General features: G+C 68.0%; 17 protein-coding genes. 14 read left to right on the top strand and 3 right to left on the bottom strand.

Translation table 11 applies throughout. From position 1 onward, the window contains the following. Positions 1-22: 22 nt before the first annotated feature. Entirely contained in the window at positions 23-883 is an 861-nt protein-coding gene (locus DEJ08_RS02760) for an SGNH/GDSL hydrolase family protein (protein ID WP_111053836.1), read from the bottom strand. Between the two features lie 206 nt (positions 884-1,089). Between DEJ08_RS02760 and DEJ08_RS02765 the strand changes: the two genes are divergently transcribed. Continuing rightward, positions 1,090-1,728, top strand: coding sequence for a TetR/AcrR family transcriptional regulator (locus DEJ08_RS02765; protein WP_111053835.1), 639 nt, complete (start codon positions 1,090-1,092; stop codon positions 1,726-1,728). 184 nt (positions 1,729-1,912) lie between these two features. Here DEJ08_RS02765 and DEJ08_RS02770 read toward each other — a convergent pair whose 3' ends face one another. After that, positions 1,913-3,196 (bottom strand): PP2C family protein-serine/threonine phosphatase, encoded by a 1,284-nt coding sequence (locus DEJ08_RS02770; protein ID WP_111053834.1) that lies wholly within the window; start codon positions 3,194-3,196, stop codon positions 1,913-1,915. 74 nt (positions 3,197-3,270) lie between these two features. Continuing rightward, positions 3,271-3,993, bottom strand: coding sequence for a CPBP family glutamic-type intramembrane protease (locus DEJ08_RS02775; protein ID WP_181438913.1), 723 nt, complete (start codon positions 3,991-3,993; stop codon positions 3,271-3,273). A 151-nt stretch (positions 3,994-4,144) separates the two neighbouring features. Between DEJ08_RS02775 and DEJ08_RS02780 the strand changes: the two genes are divergently transcribed. The 13 genes from DEJ08_RS02780 to DEJ08_RS02840 all read left to right on the top strand — a co-directional run bounded on the left by DEJ08_RS02780 (position 4,145) and on the right by DEJ08_RS02840 (position 18,330). After that, complete coding sequence (locus tag DEJ08_RS02780) at positions 4,145-5,596, top strand: tyrosine-protein kinase domain-containing protein (protein ID WP_111053832.1); 1,452 nt, start codon at positions 4,145-4,147, stop codon at positions 5,594-5,596. A gap of 14 nt (positions 5,597-5,610) precedes the next feature. Beyond that, positions 5,611-6,558 carry a beta propeller repeat protein gene (locus tag DEJ08_RS02785; protein WP_146248443.1) on the top strand — a complete coding sequence of 316 codons (948 nt, stop codon included), beginning with the start codon at positions 5,611-5,613 and terminating at the stop codon, positions 6,556-6,558. Continuing rightward, positions 6,542-8,038 (top strand): sugar transferase, encoded by a 1,497-nt coding sequence (locus DEJ08_RS02790; protein WP_111053830.1) that lies wholly within the window; start codon positions 6,542-6,544, stop codon positions 8,036-8,038. The genes DEJ08_RS02785 and DEJ08_RS02790 overlap by 17 nt, the downstream gene beginning before the upstream one ends. Further along, positions 8,039-8,845 (top strand): WecB/TagA/CpsF family glycosyltransferase, encoded by an 807-nt coding sequence (locus DEJ08_RS02795; RefSeq protein ID WP_111053829.1) that lies wholly within the window; start codon positions 8,039-8,041, stop codon positions 8,843-8,845. Continuing rightward, entirely contained in the window at positions 8,838-9,932 is a 1,095-nt protein-coding gene (locus tag DEJ08_RS02800; protein ID WP_111053828.1) for a glycosyltransferase family 4 protein, read from the top strand. Before DEJ08_RS02795 ends, DEJ08_RS02800 begins: the two co-directional genes overlap by 8 nt. Positions 9,933-9,957: 25 nt before the next feature. Next, positions 9,958-11,037 (top strand): glycosyltransferase family 4 protein, encoded by a 1,080-nt coding sequence (locus DEJ08_RS02805; protein WP_181438912.1) that lies wholly within the window; start codon positions 9,958-9,960, stop codon positions 11,035-11,037. Then, positions 11,030-11,896, top strand: a complete 867-nt coding sequence (locus tag DEJ08_RS02810) for a glycosyltransferase family 2 protein (RefSeq protein ID WP_111053826.1) — start codon at positions 11,030-11,032, stop codon at positions 11,894-11,896. Before DEJ08_RS02805 ends, DEJ08_RS02810 begins: the two co-directional genes overlap by 8 nt. Further along, complete coding sequence (locus DEJ08_RS02815) at positions 11,893-13,194, top strand: O-antigen ligase family protein (protein ID WP_111029780.1); 1,302 nt, start codon at positions 11,893-11,895, stop codon at positions 13,192-13,194. The genes DEJ08_RS02810 and DEJ08_RS02815 overlap by 4 nt, the downstream gene beginning before the upstream one ends. Continuing rightward, positions 13,191-14,261: a glycosyltransferase gene (locus tag DEJ08_RS02820; protein ID WP_111053825.1), complete on the top strand. Its 1,071-nt coding sequence runs from the start codon at positions 13,191-13,193 to the stop codon at positions 14,259-14,261. The genes DEJ08_RS02815 and DEJ08_RS02820 overlap by 4 nt, the downstream gene beginning before the upstream one ends. Beyond that, complete coding sequence (locus tag DEJ08_RS02825) at positions 14,258-14,827, top strand: acyltransferase (RefSeq protein ID WP_282818471.1); 570 nt, start codon at positions 14,258-14,260, stop codon at positions 14,825-14,827. Before DEJ08_RS02820 ends, DEJ08_RS02825 begins: the two co-directional genes overlap by 4 nt. Positions 14,828-14,849: 22 nt before the next feature. Then, on the top strand, positions 14,850-15,908 hold the full coding sequence (locus DEJ08_RS02830) for a CgeB family protein (protein ID WP_111053824.1): 1,059 nt from the start codon (positions 14,850-14,852) through the stop codon (positions 15,906-15,908). Between the two features lie 143 nt (positions 15,909-16,051). Beyond that, complete coding sequence (locus DEJ08_RS02835) at positions 16,052-16,879, top strand: hypothetical protein (protein WP_111053823.1); 828 nt, start codon at positions 16,052-16,054, stop codon at positions 16,877-16,879. Next, complete coding sequence (locus DEJ08_RS02840) at positions 16,876-18,330, top strand: oligosaccharide flippase family protein (RefSeq protein ID WP_146248441.1); 1,455 nt, start codon at positions 16,876-16,878, stop codon at positions 18,328-18,330. The genes DEJ08_RS02835 and DEJ08_RS02840 overlap by 4 nt, the downstream gene beginning before the upstream one ends. The last annotated feature ends 111 nt before the right edge of the window (positions 18,331-18,441 follow it).

The raw sequence follows: 18,441 nt of genomic DNA on the forward strand, positions 1-18,441 counted from the left end.
TGGCTCACGACGCGACCGGGGGCTAGCCCGCTGCGCCCTTGGCACCCTCTGCGGCGATGTGGATGGCCTGCTGCATCCGGACCGAGACCTTCTTCGACATCGCGACCGTCGGGTGGACGCCGTCGTACGTGCGCGAGGACGGCCAGCCGCCGTCGAGCCGGCGGTCGGCTGCCCACGGGTCGACGAACATCCAGCCGCGGGTGAGTGCGTGGTTCTGCAGGTCGCGGTTCAGGATCTCGCCCTGCTTGCGGCGGTCGATGTGCTTCTTGCTGTAGTTCGTGATGTTCGACGGCGCGATCGCGGCGATCACGACGTGGCGCGCGCCGACCTTCTTCGTGATCTTGTCGATGTTGTTCAGGATCGACTTCGTGCTGTACCCGTAGCGCAGGTCGTTCGTGCCGGCCATCACGACGAGGACGTCGGCATCGTGCGCCGAGCTCCGTTCGAGGATCCGCGTCGAGGTGGCTCCTCCGATCGAGGTGCCCCCGACGTTGGCCATCGTCGGGTCCTTCAGCTGCCGCATCCACGAGGCGTCCATGGCCGTGAGCGAGTCGCCGGCGTAGGTGAACGTCAGCTTGCTCGGTGTCGGCGCGGGCGTCGGGGTCGGCACCGGTTTCGGCGTGGCCGTCGGGGCGGTGCTCGGCGTCGGGGCGCTGGTCGGAACGGGCGTGGGCTCGCTCGGCTGGCTCGGCTGGCTCGTCGGCTCCGTGGTCGGGGACGGTGCCGGAACGTCGGTCGGCGCGGGGGCGGGGGCGCTCGTCCCGGTTCCCTCCACGGCGGTCGCGGTGTTCGGGACTGCGGCGAGCAGGGTGCCAGCGAAGACGGCGACGGATGCGGCTGCGGCGATGAAGGGCAGGCGGGAGGAGCGCTGGTGGTGAGGCAACGTGAGCTTTCGTTTCGGGTGCGAACTTCACCACCCTAGAAGTTCCGTGACATGTCATCGTCCCCCAGGTCTGGGGGGCCGCACGGCTCGCGCTCCGCGGACAGACAGATCGTTCCCCGTGCTACACGATCCGGTCGCTGTCCGGGGAACGCGCGTTCCCGTTCGGGGGACTGTGCACCGACGCGTCTGGCTGGTGCAGTGTATGCATGCACATCGAAACGCCGCCGGTGACCACCCCCGACGACCCCGCCCTGCGGGGTGAGGTCATCCACGGGATGATCACGGCGCTGCGTTCCCGTCCGCTGCACGAGGTGACCCCCGAGGTCGTCGCGGCTGCGGCCAGAGTGGACACCGACGTCGTCGGCCGGACGTTCCCGAGCTGGGACGGCCTGCTGCTCGCGACCATCGACCGGTGGAACGAGGACCGCACCGTGCCGCTCATGCCCCTGGCCGAGCAGCACGGCACCATCCGGTTCCTGCGCGCGATCGTCACCGCGAACGTGGCCGACCCGTCGCTCATGCGGTTCCTGACGGCGACGCTGAACATCGCGGCATCGCCCGAGCACCCGCTCGCGCCGATGCTGCACGCCCGGTGGCGACGGTTCCACGCCTTCGTGCAGCACGCCCTGGAGCGCGACGTGCTGCTCGGGCGTGAGCCGAGCACGATGGAACCGGCCCGCGGCTCGGAGCAGCTGCTCGCGACCTACGAGGGGCTGCAGCTGCAGTCCATGGTGCGACCGGAGATGGACCTGCTCGAGGCCTTCGACCGCGCCGTGACGCGCCTGCGCGAGGGCTGGTCCCGCGCGTACGTGCCGCCCGTCTGGGACCTCGCCCGGGTCGGTTGACCCTCCGGGCGGCTCGTCGGGCCGCCCCCACAGACCGAGGACGCTAGGGCGTCCGAGGGCAGACGCTCACCGTCTGCACGCGTCGCCGCACGATTCGGGTTCGAGCGGCGGCGCGTACCAATCTCTGCGAGACGGACGTGCGTTGCGCACCGGTCGCCGTGCGCCGGTCGCTCGTTCCGCGCCGTCAGTCCGCGTGCATCGCGAGCGGACGCTCGGTGTCCACCTCGACCGGCTGCCGGCGGATCGCGATCACCGTGACGTCGTCGTCGTGCGGCACCTCGTCGGCGCGGGCCGACAGCGCGAGGACGACCGCGTGCGGGTCGCGGCCGGCGCGGGCGATCGCGGCGACGGACTCGATCGTGTCGTCCAGGTCGTCGTACAGGTCGAGCACACCGTCGCTGAACGAGACGAGCAGGTCGCCCGGTTCGAGGGTGCCGTCGGTCGTCGCCCACTCCTCGCGGATGCCGAGCCCGAGCGGCATGTCGCCGGAGCGCAGCCGGTCGACGTGTCCGTCGGCGCGCAGGACGAAGCTCAGTCCGTGACCGGCATCAGCCCACTGGAGGGTGCCGTCGTCGGAGATCCGGGCGTGGAACAGCGTGGTGAAGGCGAGATCGGGTCCGACGCCTTCGGCGGTCAGCCCGTCGGAGGCCCGCTTCAGCGCCTCGCCGGGGTCCTCGACGGTCCGGGCGCTGCGCAGTGTCGCGCGCACCGCGGCCGCGATCAGCCCCGCACCGACGCCCTTGCCCATGACGTCACCGAGGCTCACTGCCACGCCGGTCGGCGTCGGGTACCAGTCGAAGAAGTCCCCGCCGACGCTCCGGGCCGGCAGGCAGGCACCCGCGACGACGACGTCCTCGGTGATGCGGCCGGTCGTCGTCGGGAGCAGGGACCGCTGCACCGCGGCTGCCCGGTCGATCTCGGCGCGGACCTTGCCCTCACGTGCCTCGGCGGACCGCAGACTCCGTCGGGCCCGGCGGGAGAGCTCGTGCACGACGACGGCGACGGTGCCGAACACGACGACGAGGATGCCCAGACGGACGAGTTCACTCGCGCCGGGCGCGTCGGACGGGGTCAGGACGTACGGGGCGAGGATCACGACCACGATGCCCGCGATCGCGAAGAGCACGGTGCGACGGCCCTCGAGCGACGCCCACCAGACCACCGGGAGCACCACGATCGCCGTGAACAGCGAGGAGCCGGAGCCCGTCCCGGTGCGCAGCAGTGCGATCGTCAGGAAGTCGACGGTGAGCAGGACCGGCACCACCCAGGCCGCGCGGCGCACCAGTGCGGGGATCGCGCTCATCAGCGTCGCGACCACCACGCCCACCACACTCGCGACGAACAGGTGGTGCTGGGTGATCGCCAGCGTCGGCATCACGACGCTCAGGAACGCCGACAGGGCCAACAGGCCGCTGATCGGAGCCTGACGGACGAGAGGGTTGTCGACGATGCTGGTTGGGCGAGTCATGCTCAGTGCAGGCTAGTGGTCCGCGCGGCCCAGGGACCGGCGCTGACCCGATCTGGGGACGCGGCTCTGGCCGCTCAGCGCGGCCAGGTGGCGACGACAGCGACCGCGTTGAACAGCACGTGTGCCAGGATCGCGCCGCCGATGCGGTCGGTCATCGCGACGAGCGTGCCGGTGAGCAGGCCGAGCAGGAACGTCGTCACGAACACCTGGAACCCGCCGAGCGTGGTGCCGCCCGCACCGAGCAGCAGGTGGAGCAGCGCGAACAGGAGCGCCGTGACCAGCACCGCGAGGAACCGGGTTCGGGGCGTGAGCTCGGCGGCGAGCCGGCGCTGGAACAGCCCGCGGAACACCACTTCCTCGAGCACCGGGCTCACGACGACGATGCCGATCGCCGACACGAGCAGCAGCCCGACGTCGGGCGTGCCGAGGGACGGTGCGGGGACCAGCCCGGTCGTCCCCGTGAACGCGAGTGACATGACGACGTCCACCGCGCGGCACACGATCACGATGCCGATCGCGAAGACCACGATCCCCAGGTCGAGCCGCAGCCGCGACACCATCGCCGATCGCGGGGTCCGACGGAGCACCACGGCGGCCGCGACGACGAGCGGCAGCCACACGGCGGCGTCCGCGGCGAGCACCTGCAGGACCGGCGAGGGGATGCCCCCAGTCCGGGTGACCTGTCCGACGATCCGGGTCAGGATCACGGCGACGCCGAGTGCGACGAGGATGACGATGAGGTCCCGCTGTCGCCGCACGCTGGGCTCGGTGGTGGTCGTGGCCGGCTCGGAGCGCATGGGGCCACCGTAGAGGACACCGCGCGCCGGATGGCGACTTCCCCCGAGCAGTGCTCGTTCCTGTGGCACTATTTGTATGCCGTGCGCTGGGAGTACCCCGGCGTGCCTGTGTCGGGACCACGGGGCGGCCATGATCGGGGAAGGCAAAGGCGTGGAACTCCGCGACTACATCACGGTGCTCCGCAAGGGATGGGTGCTGATCGTCGTACTCGCCCTGGTGGGAGTGGCCGCAGCCGCAGGGTTCTCCCTGCTGAAGAAGCCGGTCTACTCGGCATCGGCGCAGGTCTTCGTCTCCACGGAGACGTCCGGCAGCGCCAGTGACCTGGCGCAGGGCAACACGTTCACCCAGCAGCGGGTGCTGACGTACTCGAACCTGGTGTCGACGCCGATCGTGCTGCTGCCGGTCATCTCGTCGCTCAAGCTCGACATGAACGCGGACCAGCTCGCGACGATGGTGTCGGCGACGGCGCCGACGAGCACGACCCTCATCTCCATCTCGGTGGAGGGCACCGACCCCGTGCAGGCCGCCGACATCGCGAACGCGACCTCGCAGAGCCTGACCAACGTCGTGCAGGACATCGAGGCCACCGACGCGAGCGGCAAGAGCACGGTCAAGCTCACCCGCGTGAAGCAGGCCGACGTGCCGAGCGTCCCCGTCAGCCCGAACGTGCCCGTCAACGTGGCGCTCGGTCTGCTCGTCGGGCTCGCCCTGGGCATCGGCATCGCCGTGCTGCGCCAGACCCTGGACAACCGGATCCGCACCGAACTCGACGTCGAGAAGATCAGCGACAAGCCGGTCGTGGGTGGGATCGCCTTCGACGCCAAGGCCGCCGAACGCCCGCTCATCGTGCAGGTCGACCCGCGCAGCCCCCGTGCCGAGTCGTTCCGCACGCTCCGCACCAACCTGCAGTTCCTCGACATCGGCACCGGCGCCCGCACCTTCGTCATGACGTCGTCGATGCAGTCCGAGGGCAAGAGCACCACCGTCGCGAACCTGGCGATCGCCCTGGACAGCGCCGGGTTCCGCGTCATCCTGATCGACGCCGACCTACGCCGCCCCCGTGTCGCCGAGTACATGGACGTCGAGAGCAACGCCGGTCTGACCGACGTGCTGATCGGCCGCGCCGACCTGGAGGACGTGGCCCACCCGTGGGGACGCGGCAAGCTCGTCGTCCTGCCTGCCGGTCAGATCCCGCCGAACCCGTCCGAGCTGCTCGGCTCGGGCGCGATGCAGGACCTGATCGACCTGCTCGAGCAGCAGTTCGACTACGTCCTGTTCGACGCGCCGCCGCTGCTGCCCGTCACCGACGCGGCGATCCTGGCCAAGAAGGCCTCGGGCGCGATCGTCGCGGTCGCCTCGGGACAGACGCTCAAGGGCCAGCTCGCCGCGGCCGTCGCCACCCTCGAGAACGTGGGGGCCCCGGTCTCCGGCTTCGTCCTGACGAAGATGCCGCTGAAGGGCCCGGGCGCCTACGGACACGGCCGTTACGGCTACGGCTACAGCTACGGCCACGACGAGGACGACAACACGGTGACCACGTCGACGCACCCGCCGAAGCGTTCCGGCAAGAAGCTGGGCGTGCTCCGCCGCGCCGGGCGCTGAACGGGGCCGATCAGATGAAGAATCGCCGGGGAACCCGAAGCCTCGGCCGCGCACTGCCCCGGACCACGTTCATCCTGGTGGCCGTCGTGGTGGTGGCGCTGATCGTCGTCGACGTCGTGCTCGTCGCGCTCGCCCTGGGCCGGACGGCGCCCGAGGAGAACGGACCCGCCGGCCCCATCCCCACCTTCTCGGGAACGCCCGACCGGCGCGAGACACCGCGACCGAGTGCGTCTGCCGACGCAGACGCCGCCTCCACCAAGCAGCAGGGTCGCCGCCTGCTGGCAGCGGTCGACGGCCAGGAGGCGTGGCGCGCGTCCGGTGGGTCGTGCGGCGGCCCGCGGCCGGTGCTGGAACACTCCGTGGACGGTGGGGCGACGTGGGTCCCGGTGGGACTCGGGACGGATGTCGGATCGCTCATGGCGATCCGGGCCTCCAGTGCGGAGCTCTCGGTCCTGGTGGGTGTCGGCGACGACTGCACGACGACGGCGCGGACCAGCACCGACGCCGGCGTGACGTGGGAAGCCGGGGCGCCCGGCGCCGCCGGCGCCGGCATCAGCACCGACGGTGTCGTGCTCGCGAGCGGGACGGAGCAGGCGCCGTGCGGCGACCCGATCGACGCGTTCCAGGGCGAGAAGACCGCGGTCGTCATCTGCGACGGCCAGCTCGAGTGGCGCACCGGCGATGCCGCGTGGGTCGACGTGCCGATGGGCGGCGTCCGGTCGATCGGCGTCGACGGTGGCAACTACACGCTCGCCCGCGTCGGTGCAGCAGCGTGCGACGGCGTGCAGATCGAGACCATGTCCGCGTCGGACGTGACGCCCTCGTCGTCCACCACGCCGATCGGCTGTGCCGACGGCGCGGACACCGACAACACCGTCACCATCGACCGTGCCGGCCAGGACGTGTGGCTGTGGGACGGCAAGACCGTGCGGGTCTCGTCGGACGGTGGCGCGACGTGGTGACCGGGTCGTCCTCGTGACGACGGATGCGCTCCGCGCACCGCGCGCCGTCGGCGCCACCGACGAGTGGAGCCGCAAGTACTCGCGCCGCGTGCTGTTCACCGACCTGCTGGCGCTGATCTGGGTCGTCTTCGGTGTGCAGATCGCCTGGCTCGGGCTGAAGTCGAACCTGGCCACCAACACCGCCGACCTGCGGCTGAGCTACTTCGCCATCTCCATCGTCGTGATCGTCGTGTGGATGAGCGCGCTCGCCTTGTACGACACCCGCGGCGCACGCGTCATCGGCGTCGGCAGCACCGAGTACCGGCTCGTCGCGGACTCCAGCGTCCGGGTGTTCGGCCTGCTCGCGATCGCGGCGTTCCTGCTGCACGTCGACCTGGCCCGCGGCTACGTGCTCATCGCGTTCCCGATCGGGATCCTCGTCCTCCTGCTGTCGCGGTGGATCTGGCGACAGTGGCTCGTGGCCCAGCGTCAGCAGGGCGCGTACTCGGCGACCGTGCTGCTCGTCGGGTCGCCGGCCAGCGTGCTGCACATCGGCCGCGAACTCGCACGTTCCCCCGAAGCCGGCTACCGCGTGGTCGGGGCGGTCGTGTCGACGAACCACCGAGGTCTGCTGACGGGCTCGACCATCCAGAGCCACGGCGGCTTCGACGACGTCGGCTCCGCGCTGCGCGAGACCGGCGCCGACACCGTCGTGATCACCAGTTCCGACGACCTGCCGCCGGAGCGCGTCCGCGAACTCAGCTGGTCGCTCGAGCCGGGCCGGCAGCACCTGGTGGTCGCGCCGAGCCTGACCGACATCGGTGGTCCCCGCATCCACACCCGACCGGTGCAGGGCCTGCCGCTCATCCACGTCGAGACGCCGACCTACTCGGGGCGCAAGCTCTACACGAAGCGTGCCTTCGACCTGGTCGGCGCGGCGCTGCTCGTCGTCGTCCTGTCGCCGCTGCTGCTCGTGCTCGCCGTGCTGGTGAAGACCACCTCGACCGGTCCGGTGTTCTTCCGGCAGGAGCGCGTCGGCCTGAACGGCAGCACCTTCCGGATGATCAAGTTCCGCTCGATGGTCGTCGACGCCGAGGAACGCCTGCAGGAGCTCAGCGCGCTCGACCGGGCCGAGGGCAACGACGTCCTGTTCAAGATGCGGAACGACCCCCGGGTCACCCGGGTCGGCGGGTTCATGCGCCGCTACAGCCTGGACGAGGTGCCGCAGCTGTTCAACGTCCTGGCCGGCAGCATGTCCCTGGTCGGGCCCCGACCGCCGTTGGCACGCGAGGTCGCCCGCTACGACACACACGTCCACCGTCGGTTCCTGGTGAAGCCGGGCATGACCGGCCTGTGGCAGGTGAGCGGTCGGTCCGACCTGTCGTGGGAGGATTCGGTGCGGCTCGATCTGTACTACGTGGAGAACTGGTCGATCGTGGCCGACCTCCTGATCCTCTGGAAGACCTTCAAGGCAATCGCCAACAGCCGGGGTGCGTACTAGATGGTTGATCACAACGACGTCCGGCCCGACGGCGGGGACGAAGCCACTCCCCGCGACACCCTGCTGGCTCTTCCCACGGTGCGTGCCGCGGGCGTACCACTGGTCGCGATACCCGGCTCGAAGATCCTCGACGAGCTCAGACTCATCGCCGATCACCTGGACGACGCAGGCGTGCCGGTCCATTTCGTCAACGCCTACACCGTCTCGTTGACCGCTGACGAGCGCTACTTGCGCTTGTTCCAGTCGGACGGGCTGAACATCGCCGATGGGACGCCCCTCGCTTGGATTGCCCGTCGGACGAGTGGCCAGGTGGCACATCTGCGTGGTCCAGATGCGTTCCGTGAGCTGCTTTCGTCGAACCCGTCGCACGGCATCCGGCACTTCCTTCTCGGCGGAAGTGATGCTTCGCTGGCCCGTCTCGAAAGCGCGATCGCGCGGGACTACCCCGACGCAGTGGTGGTGGGGTCGTTCAGCCCGCCGTTCACTGACTTCGGAACGAGCGATCGAGAACTGATCGACTCGTTGATCCGGGAGTCGGGGGCGAACATGCTGTGGGTCGGTATCGGGACTCCCAAGCAGGACTACGAGGTCCAGCGACTCGCCGAGCGGCACCCCGCAGTCGTGTTGGCGGTTGGAGCCGCCTTCAACTTCGTGTCCGGAGACGTGGTCGAAGCTCCGAGACTGTGGCGCCGGACGGGCCTGGAATGGTTGTACCGGCTCTTCCGTGAGCCACGACGCCTCTGGCGACGGTACTTGCTGGGCAACGTGAAGTTCCTGCTCCTCGCCCTTCGGAGACGACATGGCTGAGGCAAGCGCGGACGTCGTGGTGATCAGCCAGCTTCCTCCACCGGTGCACGGATCGACCATCATGACGCGGACGTTCCTGGAGGTACTTCACCGCTCCGGCCTGCGGGCGGTCCTCGTGGATCGTCGCTTCAGCAAGTCAGTCGACGAGATCGGCGGTACGAGCCTCAAGAAGATCCTCAGCGCTTTCTCGCTTCTGTTGCGACTCGGGAACGCACTCCGACGCAACCGAGGAGCGGCGGTGGTGTTCTTCACCACCAACCGGCCGCCATCGTTCTGGGTGGATGTGATGATGAGCGCAACGCTCCAGGTGCTGCGCCGTCCCTACATCGCGTACGTGCACACGTCGGGGTACCAGGAACTCGCTGACCGAGGCGCAGGACAACGTCGCGGGGTCGCTCTCCTCCTCGGCGGTGCTGCGTCCGTGGTCGTCCTCGGGGAGTCGATGGTCGCTGACGTACGGCGGTTCAACGACTCGATCCGCACGATCCCCAACGCCGTGCCGGAGCGGCAGCGGAAAGCCACACCTGTGGCCGAAGCATCGTCAATCGTCTTTCTGTCGAACCTCATCCCCGGCAAGGGTGCGGAGGACTTCATGCGCATCGCGAACCGATGCCTGGACAGCACGCCGGGATCGCGCGCGGTCGTGATCGGGCGTGCTTCGTCGGACGAGTACCTCGACGGTCTCCGTGCGCTCCTCGACCCGCACGTTCGCCATCGAGTGAACTTCACGGGTGCTCGGTTCGATGAGGACCGCGACGATGTTCTCTCGACAGCAGCCGTGCTCGTCTTCCCCAGCACCTACCGCTACGAGGCACAACCGTTGACCGTGTTGGAAGCGATGCGGTTGGGTGTTCCGGTCGTCGCCTACGACGTCGGAGGCCTCCGCGATGTCATCGAAGACGGCAAGAACGGATTCCTCGTCGGCTTGGGTGACTGGGAGGCGGCGTCCGAACGTTGTCGGGAGATCCTGTCGTCACAGCGTGATCGCGAACGCCTCGCAGCCGGAGCCCTCGCAACCTCGCGTGAGCGCTTCGGACTCGCCCAGTACAGCGCCGCATGGGTCGCGCTCCTCGAGCGAGGTGTGTGACGTGGCGGGCCGACGATTCGCGATCGTGCAGGAGTACGTCCCGGAATACCGTGCGCCACTCTTCGACAGGCTGGCGGCGGCGCTGTCGGCGGAGGGCGATGAGCTCACTGTCTTCGCAGGAGAACCAGCGGGCACTCTCGCACAACGACGAGACGGCATTCGCACCCGCCCGTGGTTGCGGAAGATCCGGCAGCGGGAGCTGAGCTTGCTCGGGAAGCGACTGACCATCCGCGCTCTGCCTCGCGACATCTGGCGAGCAGACCTCATCGTCCTGGAGCAGGCCCGACGGAATCTCGACGTCCCAGTGTTGCTCCTCTGGCCCCGCACCGCGCGGAAGACAGCGCTGTGGGGTCACGGTGCTGACGTCGTGAAGGTGCCGTCCCGCTTCGAACGCCTGTACAGCCGCCTGATCACGCGAAAGGCCGCCTGGTTCTTTGCGTACACGCCTTCCGGTGCCGAGTGGGCAGCCGAGATCGGTAGGGATCCACGGCGTACCACGATCTTGTACAACAGCATCGACGTGGGGCAGCTACAGGAGGACCTTCGATCCGTTCAGACAACGACGTCGGCGCACCAGGTCTGCTTCATCGGCGGGCTCGACGCCAGCAAGAAGATATCCGAGCTGATCGCGATCGGAGAGGCCGCACACCGTGCGGATCCTGCCTTCCGCCTGGCGGTCGGGGGCGACGGACAGCTTCGAGGTGCGGTCCAGTCCGCTGCTGACCGTTTTCCCTGGCTCGACTATCGTGGCCCCGTGTCAGGACGCGCGAAAGCGTCGATGCTCTTCGAAAGCGAGTTGCTCCTGCTTCCAGGTCGAGTCGGCTTGACAGCAATCGACAGCCTCGCAGCAGGCCGGCCGATCGTCACGCTCGCCTCTTCCCTGCACGGACCGGAGTTCGGGTACCTCGAGCCAGGCCGGACCTGCGTCGTGTCTGATGGTGTCGAGGACGCCGCCCGGTCTATCGTGACGCTCCTTCGCGATCGACAGGCACTTGCGACAATGCAAGACAGCTGCCGCCGGGCATCTCAGAAGTACTCCATCGAGAACATGGCGCAGTATTTCCACGGCGGGCTGAAGGAAGCGATCAAGGACGACGATGAGTAAGTTGCACGTGATCGTGGCCAGCCACAACCGCGCTGAGACCACCGGAGACGCGTTGCGGTCGCTCCACGAGGCGGCTTCCGGTGCGGGTGTCGAGTACGACGTGACGTTGTTCGACGACGGTTCGTCAGACGACACCATCGCGCAAGCCACCGCCGCCGTGGGTCGACTGACGGTGCTGCAAGGTGACGGCTCGGCTTTCTGGGCGCTGTCCATGGCCACTGCAGAGGCAGCGGTGCTGGCACGGGACGACGTCCGGGACGACGACTGGTTGCTCTGGTTCAACGACGATGTCCAGCTCGAGCGCTCGGGGCTCCGGGCACTGTTCGAAGCAGCATCACGCCTCCCGGATGGCATCCTCATCGGGAGTACCGTCGACGCTGTTTCGGGCGAGCTGACCTACGGAGGTCTCCGGCGCGCGGGTGTCCACCCGCTCTCGTTCGCTCTCGTCGAGCCGTCAGGACTCGTCGAGGAAGCGAAGCAAGTCGACGCGTTCAACGGCAACATCGTGCTCCTACCCGTCCATGTCGCTCGGGCGGTCGGATCGATCGACGGAGGATTCAGTCACGCGTACGCGGATGTCGATTACGGGATGCGGGCGACCTCGGCAGGTGTGCCGATCTGGGTGACCGGGGGCACCGTCGGCTACTGCAGCCGGAACCCGACCGTCTCGCACCGATCCCTCATCACCGCCTGGCGGTCCTTCACCAGTCAGAAAGGGGCGGGCAATCCGCGCTCGCTGCGGCGGTACCTGCGCCGGCACAGTGCACGCTCGTGGTGGTTCTTCTACACAGCGTCCTACGCGCTCTGGTGGATTCGGACCCTCCGTCGGACAGCGCGCGGCGAAGGAGCAAGCCGATGACGACCTTGCTCTTCCTCGTCGTGGCGATCATCTTCATGGTCCTCGCGATCGGTCTGGTGCGGATGCAGCCGCGCGTCGTCTACTGGGTCGCGTCCTTGTACGCCGTGACGGCATGGGAGTACCCGAACTTCGGAACGATCGGCACTTTCGGAGGTACGACCATCACCCTTGGCGACGGGCTAGCGGTGAGCCTGATCGTCGCGGGACTCCTGGACGCTCGGGCGGTGGTCCGGCGTTTCCCACCTGTTGCTGTCATCGCTGGTGCGGTGCTCGTCGCACTGCTCGCGATCTCGCTCGTTCAGGGGATCGCGACCTTCGGCCTCGGCGTCGCCGTGAACGAAGCACGTGGCTTCTTGTACGTCCTCGGCATCTTGTTCTGGGCGGTGACGCGTCCCTGGCCGCAATCCGAGGTCGTCTACGCGGAGAAGTTCCTCGTCATCGTGCAGGGCGTCGGACTGTGCGTCGTGGGCCTGTACCACGTCGCGCGGTACGGGTTGGGCGGGACCGCCGACTTCGTTCTCGTCAGCGGAGAACTCAGCCAGACTGGCCGGCCTCTGGTCTCGGGGCAAGCCCTGCTCCTCACGCTCTGTGCGGTTCTTGCTCTCCGGCTCTGGCAGCGCAATGCGCAATCGCGCTGGGTCTGGTTGTTCGGCTTGTTCATGGTGTTCGTGATCGTCAGTCAGCAGCGGACTGTCTGGTTGACGGCCCTTGCAGTCGCACTCGTCCTCCTGGTCCGCGGACCTCGTGCGCTTCGCCAGAAGCTCGTGCTGCTCTTCGGGGTGCTCCTCGTCGGGGGCGTCCTGGTGTCGGCAGCCCAGTCGTCGACGAGCAGCATCGTGGCTGAGTTCGCCGGCTCAGCATCGAACACCGGAACGTACTCCGCGCGACTCACGAGCTGGATCGGGCTCATCGTGCAATCGGTGGGCGAGGGCGTGCTGACCGTCCTGTTCGGAGCACCCTTCGGTCACGGGTTCGGCAGGTTCGAGGGCGTCGGCCGATGGGTGGTCTTCGCTCCCCACAATTGGTACGTCACGGTGTACCTGCGGGAGGGGCTGATCGGGCTCGGCGCGATGTTGGTCATCTTCCTGCCCCGGTTCTTCGCCGGGTTCAGGGCCAAGCGAGATGTCTTCCTGACTGCCGTTCTCGTGTGCTTCCTCGTCTACGGATGGACGTACTCGTGGCAGTGGTGGACCTGTCTGCCCCTCGCCCTGGCGTTCCTCGACCGAGACTTCCCCGAGGCGATCTCCCCGCAGAAGCCCGCGCTCCATGGCTCCCGGCGGCTTGAGGTGCACAGGTGAAGCCCGGGATTCGGGTCCTGCACGTCCTCGGGGAACTCAAACCGAGCGGCATGGAGCGAATGCTCGTCTCCGGAGCACAGGAGTTCGAAGCGGCGGGTGTCGACGGTCATGTCCTCGGCGTGGGCCTACATCACCCGTTCGAGAGCGCGATCCGGGACGCTGGCTACTCGGTGACCACCACCGACCGCGCGTTGCACACAGCCGCTGGGCGCGAGATGCTGCGACGCCTCCTCGCTGACGTCGAACCGGATGTCGTCCACATCCACACCGAGGGCCGGTACTTGCAGACGGTGCTCGCTTTCCGGAGGCTGAACCGGCGACTGCCCGTCGTGAGGACCATCCACAACGTGTTCGACGCGCGCGGTCGGTGGTTTGTCCGTCGTGCCGCGCAGGCGCTCGTCGCTGACCGGTTGATCAGCGCTCTCATCGCTCCGAGCCCTGACGTGGCGGAGAATGAGACGCGCTTCGGCCGTCGGCCCCAGGTGATCTACAACTGGGTGGAGGACCGGTTCTTCGATCTGGCGAGGCAGCGTGCCGAAGCGGCGGTGGCGCCCTCGGCCCCGATCGTCATCGTCGGGAACTGCTCGAGGATCAAGAACCACGAAGTGGCACTCGAGGCAGCGCTCCTCGGGAACCTCCGCGTTGCCCACGTCGGTTCCGAAGAAGATGCCGGGCCCGTTGAAGGGGAACTCCTCGAACGACTCGAGCGAGCGGGACTCCTCGTCGCTCGCGGGGTAGCGGATCCGGGAGCAGCGCTCGTCGCTGGGCGCGTGTTCGCGATGCCCAGCCGTCACGAGGGCATGCCTGTTGCGCTTGCTGAAGCGTTGGTCGTCGGCCTGCCCGCGATCGTTTCGGACGTTCCGGGGCTCCGGTGGGCCGTGGGGCAGAGTGGTGTCGTCGCACTCGCAGACCGGGAACCGGCGAAGTGGAGCGAACGTCTCCGCGCGGGAGCCGTGGCGAGTAGCGGTCCGACGATCGACTTCCATGCCTCCAGGGGAGTCGCCGAGTACACGGCGGTGTACCGAGCCACCACCACCACCAGACGACGAAGAAGGGCTGCCCCGTGATCCGAGGAGTGCTGACAGGCATCCGGCGGCGGCGGTGGTTCCGGGCGCTGCCGACGACCGTGGCGTGCGAGCGCGGCCTGCGCTTCGGCGCACGCGTCCGTCTCTGGGCGCCGACGTCGCTGACCATCGGCTCGGATGTCCATCTCGGGTCCGACGTCCGTATCGAAGTCGACGGCAGCATCGGCGACGCGGTTCTCATCGCCAATCGGGCGGCCATCATCGGTCGACGTGATCACGACATGACTGTCGTGGGGGTCCCCATCACCGCGAGTCCTTGGGTGGGTGACACTCCGGCCCTCAGCGCCGTCACGACGATCGGAAGTGACGTCTGGATCGGGTTCGGAGCGATCATCTTGTCCGGCGTGACGGTCGGGGACAGCTCCGTCATCGCGGCTGGCTCAGTCGTCACGCAGGACGTCGAGGCGAACACGGTCGTCGCCGGCAACCCGGCGAAGGTCCTCAGGCCTCGATTCCGCGAAGGAGAACTGAGCGCGCACTGGGACGCCTTGCGAGGACAGGGTGTCCGGCTCGCCGTTGACGAGGCGGCAGGTGCACCCGATGTCTGAATCGTCTCCACGGATCTTCTACGTGCCGAACGAGTTCGGCGGTTTCCGCCAGCTCGGCTTCCGTGATCCGCTGGAAGCGCTGGTCAGGGCCGGTCGCGTCGCTTCACTCGCGACCTTCAGCGTCCTGGACGCGATCCGGAACGGTGGAGATGCCGAGCGTCACCGGGAGGAGCTCGTGCGACGGGTGTCGGATTTCCGCCCGGACATCCTGCTCATGCAGCACCTCGGACACACCGGACTGCGTCGGCAGCACTTCGCGGCCCTGCGCGCAGCCTGTCCTGGTGATTTCATCTACCACGAGGCTGATCCCTACTCGAGGTACCTCCATCCGATCCCTCCCGAAGCGAAGGCGGCAGGCAGGGCCGCGGACGTCGTATTCACCGTGGGGAGCAGCGGGTTCAGCGAGAACTTCCGGAGGGCGGGGAGCGCCGACGTCCGCTGGATCCCCTCGGCCTACGAACCGACGAGGAGCGCCAACTTCGACCGACCGATCCGGAAGGACCGCCCGTACGACGTCGTCATCGTCGCCAATCGGAATCGTCCTCGGCTCCGAGGTCTGCCGGACTGGCGGGAACGCATTCGATTCGTCGAGTTGATGCAGCAGCACTTCGGAGACCGGCTCGCTGTCTTCGGGAGAGGCTGGGACGGAACGACGGCCAAGGGGCCCGTGCCCTTCGAAGCGCAAGACGAGGCCATCACCTCAGGCTGGGTCAGCGCCAACTGGGATCACTTCGCGGGCGAAGCGTCCTACTTCTCGAACAGGCTGCCCATCTCGTTGGCTGCAGGGTCGATCCATGCGACGACCGAACACCCCGGATACGACGAGATCTTCCCCGCGAGCAGCAGCAGATTCCTGTTGCGCGGACAGACGCCGGAGGCCCTCATCGGTTCCATCGAGCAGGTGCTGGCCGAGACCACCACGAACGACCGCCTCGACTCGATCGCCGCGGGTCGTCGCTTCGCTGACGAGAACTTTCGGCAGGACGATCTCATGGTCCAGATGCTGAACTGGCGCACCCGGTGGATCGACCCAGCGGACGCCCGCGCAGTCTGGGGCCGGACGACGGGAGGACGGCTGTGAGGATCGGACCGATCAGTACGCTTCCCCTGCGTGCTTCGCTTCGGATCGAGCGGGGCAAGAACGCCAAAGAGCTCCGCAGGAAGAGTGATGGACGAACTGCGCCCGGGGACTGGACACCTCCGCGAAACTTGCTGGGACTCCGTGTGCGCATCGATCCGTACCCCGATCTCGGCCATCAGCTGTCGACGTGGATCGCGGGGTACCTCTGGTCCGGCGATCTCGGGGTGCCGTACTTCGGCGGGGAAGTGACGAAGGACACGAAGGGGCTCTTCGACCTGGCGCAGCTGACCGCTGCCGCACCGTCCGGGAACGTGCTCGAGCATCGCATCGCCGCGACTGGGTTCGAGACCGACGATTGGTCGCTTCACGCTCTCCAAGAATCGACGAGCCGTGCAGCACCTCGTTCGGGCCGTCCGTGGATCGGGCGCCTGGCCTTGGACCAGCGTCGCTGGGACCAAACGACGGCTGCAGAACCGCTCCGACGCGCAGTCCTCGGAGGATACCTCGGCGACCAGCTCCGGAGCCTCGAGTCGGAGGCGGACTACATCGCTGTCCACGCTCGGCGCGGTGACATCGGCCCTCAGTCACATCCCGACCGCTGGATCGGTCTCGACTACTACCAAGGCCTGATCAACGAGATCAGGGGCGTGCCAGCACTCAGCAGCATGCCGATCAGGCTCTTCACGTCGGGAGATGCTGCGGACCTGCGCGACCTGGAGCGCGTCGGAGTGTCGATCAGTGACGGAGGGCAGCGCGATCAGGACTTCATCGAGATAGCGGCAGCTCGGGTGGTCGTAGCGGCACCGAGTTCGTTCGGTTTCCTCGCCGCGCTCGTGTCGCGTGCACCTGTCATCGCCCGGACCCCCTGGTGGCACCATGTGCCCGACTCCGGCCGCTGGCTTGCCTACCAGGCTGACGAAGGCCTCGACATCGCTCGTCTCGGCCGTCTGGTCGCCGGTGCCCCTTCGTGACCTCGAACGGGCGACGCCTCATGGCGGGGGCGTCATGGGTCTACGGGCTGCAACTCCTCACCGTCGTCGTGCAACTCGGCTACGCGGCCCTGACGTCGAGGCTCGCTGCTCCGGGCGTCTTCGGTGCGTACAGCGTTGCGCTCTCCATCGCGGCGCTCGTCAACCTCCTGGGGTCCGGTGGACTGTCGCAGACGGCCGCTCGTGCACCTGATGCGGAACGTTCGTCGACACGGCCCCTCGCGACCTACGCCCTGCTCCTCGGAGTGGCGGCTGCCCTCTTCACCTTGGTCACAGCCGATCTCTGGAGCGCATTCTGGGGCGCTCCGCAGGCCGCCGGTGCTGTTCGTCTCCTCGCCGTGAGCGCGCTGGTGATGCCGTTCCTCAGCCTGAGTACGGGCCTTCTGCGCCGCCAAGGCGCTTTTCGTGAGATGGCGATCGCCACCTTCTGTTCCAACGTCGTCGGAATGGTCGCGGGTGCCGGAGCCGTGCTCCTCTTCCGAAGCCCGGAATCACTCGCCGTGTCCGCAATCATCGGACAGTGGGGCACCCTGCTCTGGGCGGCTTCCCGGCTCCGCGGCGCTCTGGTTCCGGGGCGGCTCGCCCTCCGATCGGACAACGTTCGGTTCAGCACCAAGCTCGTCGCAGTATCTGTCTTCCAGTACATCTCCGGCAACGCTCCGCGGTGGAGCGTGAGCCAGTTCGTCGGAGCCGGCGTGCTCGGGGCATGGAACCGGGCAGATGTCCTGTCAACGGTCCCGTTCTCGCAGCTGCAGAACGCGCTGATGCAGGTGATCTACCCGGAATTCCGTCGCTACGAGGTCGGCACGTCCGATGCGAAAGCCGTGTGGCTGGACATGCTGACCCTGGTCGCATGGCTCACCCTGCCAATCGGTGCCGTCATCGCTGGAGTAGGACCGGAAGTCGTCCACCTCGCGCTCGGGCCGGGGTGGGAACTCGCAGGCCAAATCCTGCCGCTGCTCGCGGTGCTGGGAGCCGTGCAACCGTTGATGATCCTCCTCGCCGGCGCCCTCGAGTCCGCGGCGCTGTTCAAAGCGATCTGGCTGTCCGAGGCCGTCGCCTTCGTCATCAGTGCTGTCGGCGTCACGATGGTCGTGGTCCATCAGCAGTACGTCTTCGCCCTCCTAGCACTCATCGCGGCGATGATCGGTCGGCACGTGGTCCACATCATCCAGGCGCAACGCGTCCGAGCGCTCGGCTTCCGGCAACTCGCGCTCGGGTACGCACAGCCAGCGGGATTCGCCCTGGTTCTCTACGGCTCACTCGTGGTGCTGTTCCACGATTTCGGCGTCGGCCCCGTCCGCGTGGCGGTAGGACTCATCGGCCTTGCTGCCCTCGCTGCATGGGTGGGCGTGACGCGTCGATCCTTCCCGCCACTGGAGATCCTCCACCGCCGGGGGATTCTCGGTCGTCGCGGCGAAGGTGCGCCGTGAGGCTCGGAACCTCCGCGGGACGCAAAGGAGTTCGGTCTGGCGGTCTTCGCTGACGCTCGTACGGTAGATTCAGCCGATCAGGGGGCCGAGAGGTCGGATGTTCCGGTTGAT

The organism is Curtobacterium sp. MCLR17_054, from assembly GCF_003234335.2.
Classification (GTDB): Bacteria; Actinomycetota; Actinomycetes; order Actinomycetales; family Microbacteriaceae; genus Curtobacterium; species Curtobacterium flaccumfaciens.

Bases quoted from the DNA above. Each gene is read 5' to 3' on its own strand.
- DEJ08_RS02765 (WP_111053835.1), top strand. From the start codon at position 1,090: ATGCACATCGAAACGCCGCCGGTGACCACCCCCGACGACCCCGCCCTG.
- DEJ08_RS02770 (WP_111053834.1), bottom strand. From the start codon at position 3,196: ATGACTCGCCCAACCAGCATCGTCGACAACCCTCTCGTCCGTCAGGCT.
- DEJ08_RS02775 (WP_181438913.1), bottom strand. From the start codon at position 3,993: ATGCGCTCCGAGCCGGCCACGACCACCACCGAGCCCAGCGTGCGGCGA.
- DEJ08_RS02785 (WP_146248443.1), top strand. From the start codon at position 5,611: ATGAAGAATCGCCGGGGAACCCGAAGCCTCGGCCGCGCACTGCCCCGG.
- DEJ08_RS02795 (WP_111053829.1), top strand. From the start codon at position 8,039: ATGGTTGATCACAACGACGTCCGGCCCGACGGCGGGGACGAAGCCACT.
- DEJ08_RS02800 (WP_111053828.1), top strand. From the start codon at position 8,838: ATGGCTGAGGCAAGCGCGGACGTCGTGGTGATCAGCCAGCTTCCTCCA.
- DEJ08_RS02810 (WP_111053826.1), top strand. From the start codon at position 11,030: ATGAGTAAGTTGCACGTGATCGTGGCCAGCCACAACCGCGCTGAGACC.
- DEJ08_RS02815 (WP_111029780.1), top strand. From the start codon at position 11,893: ATGACGACCTTGCTCTTCCTCGTCGTGGCGATCATCTTCATGGTCCTC.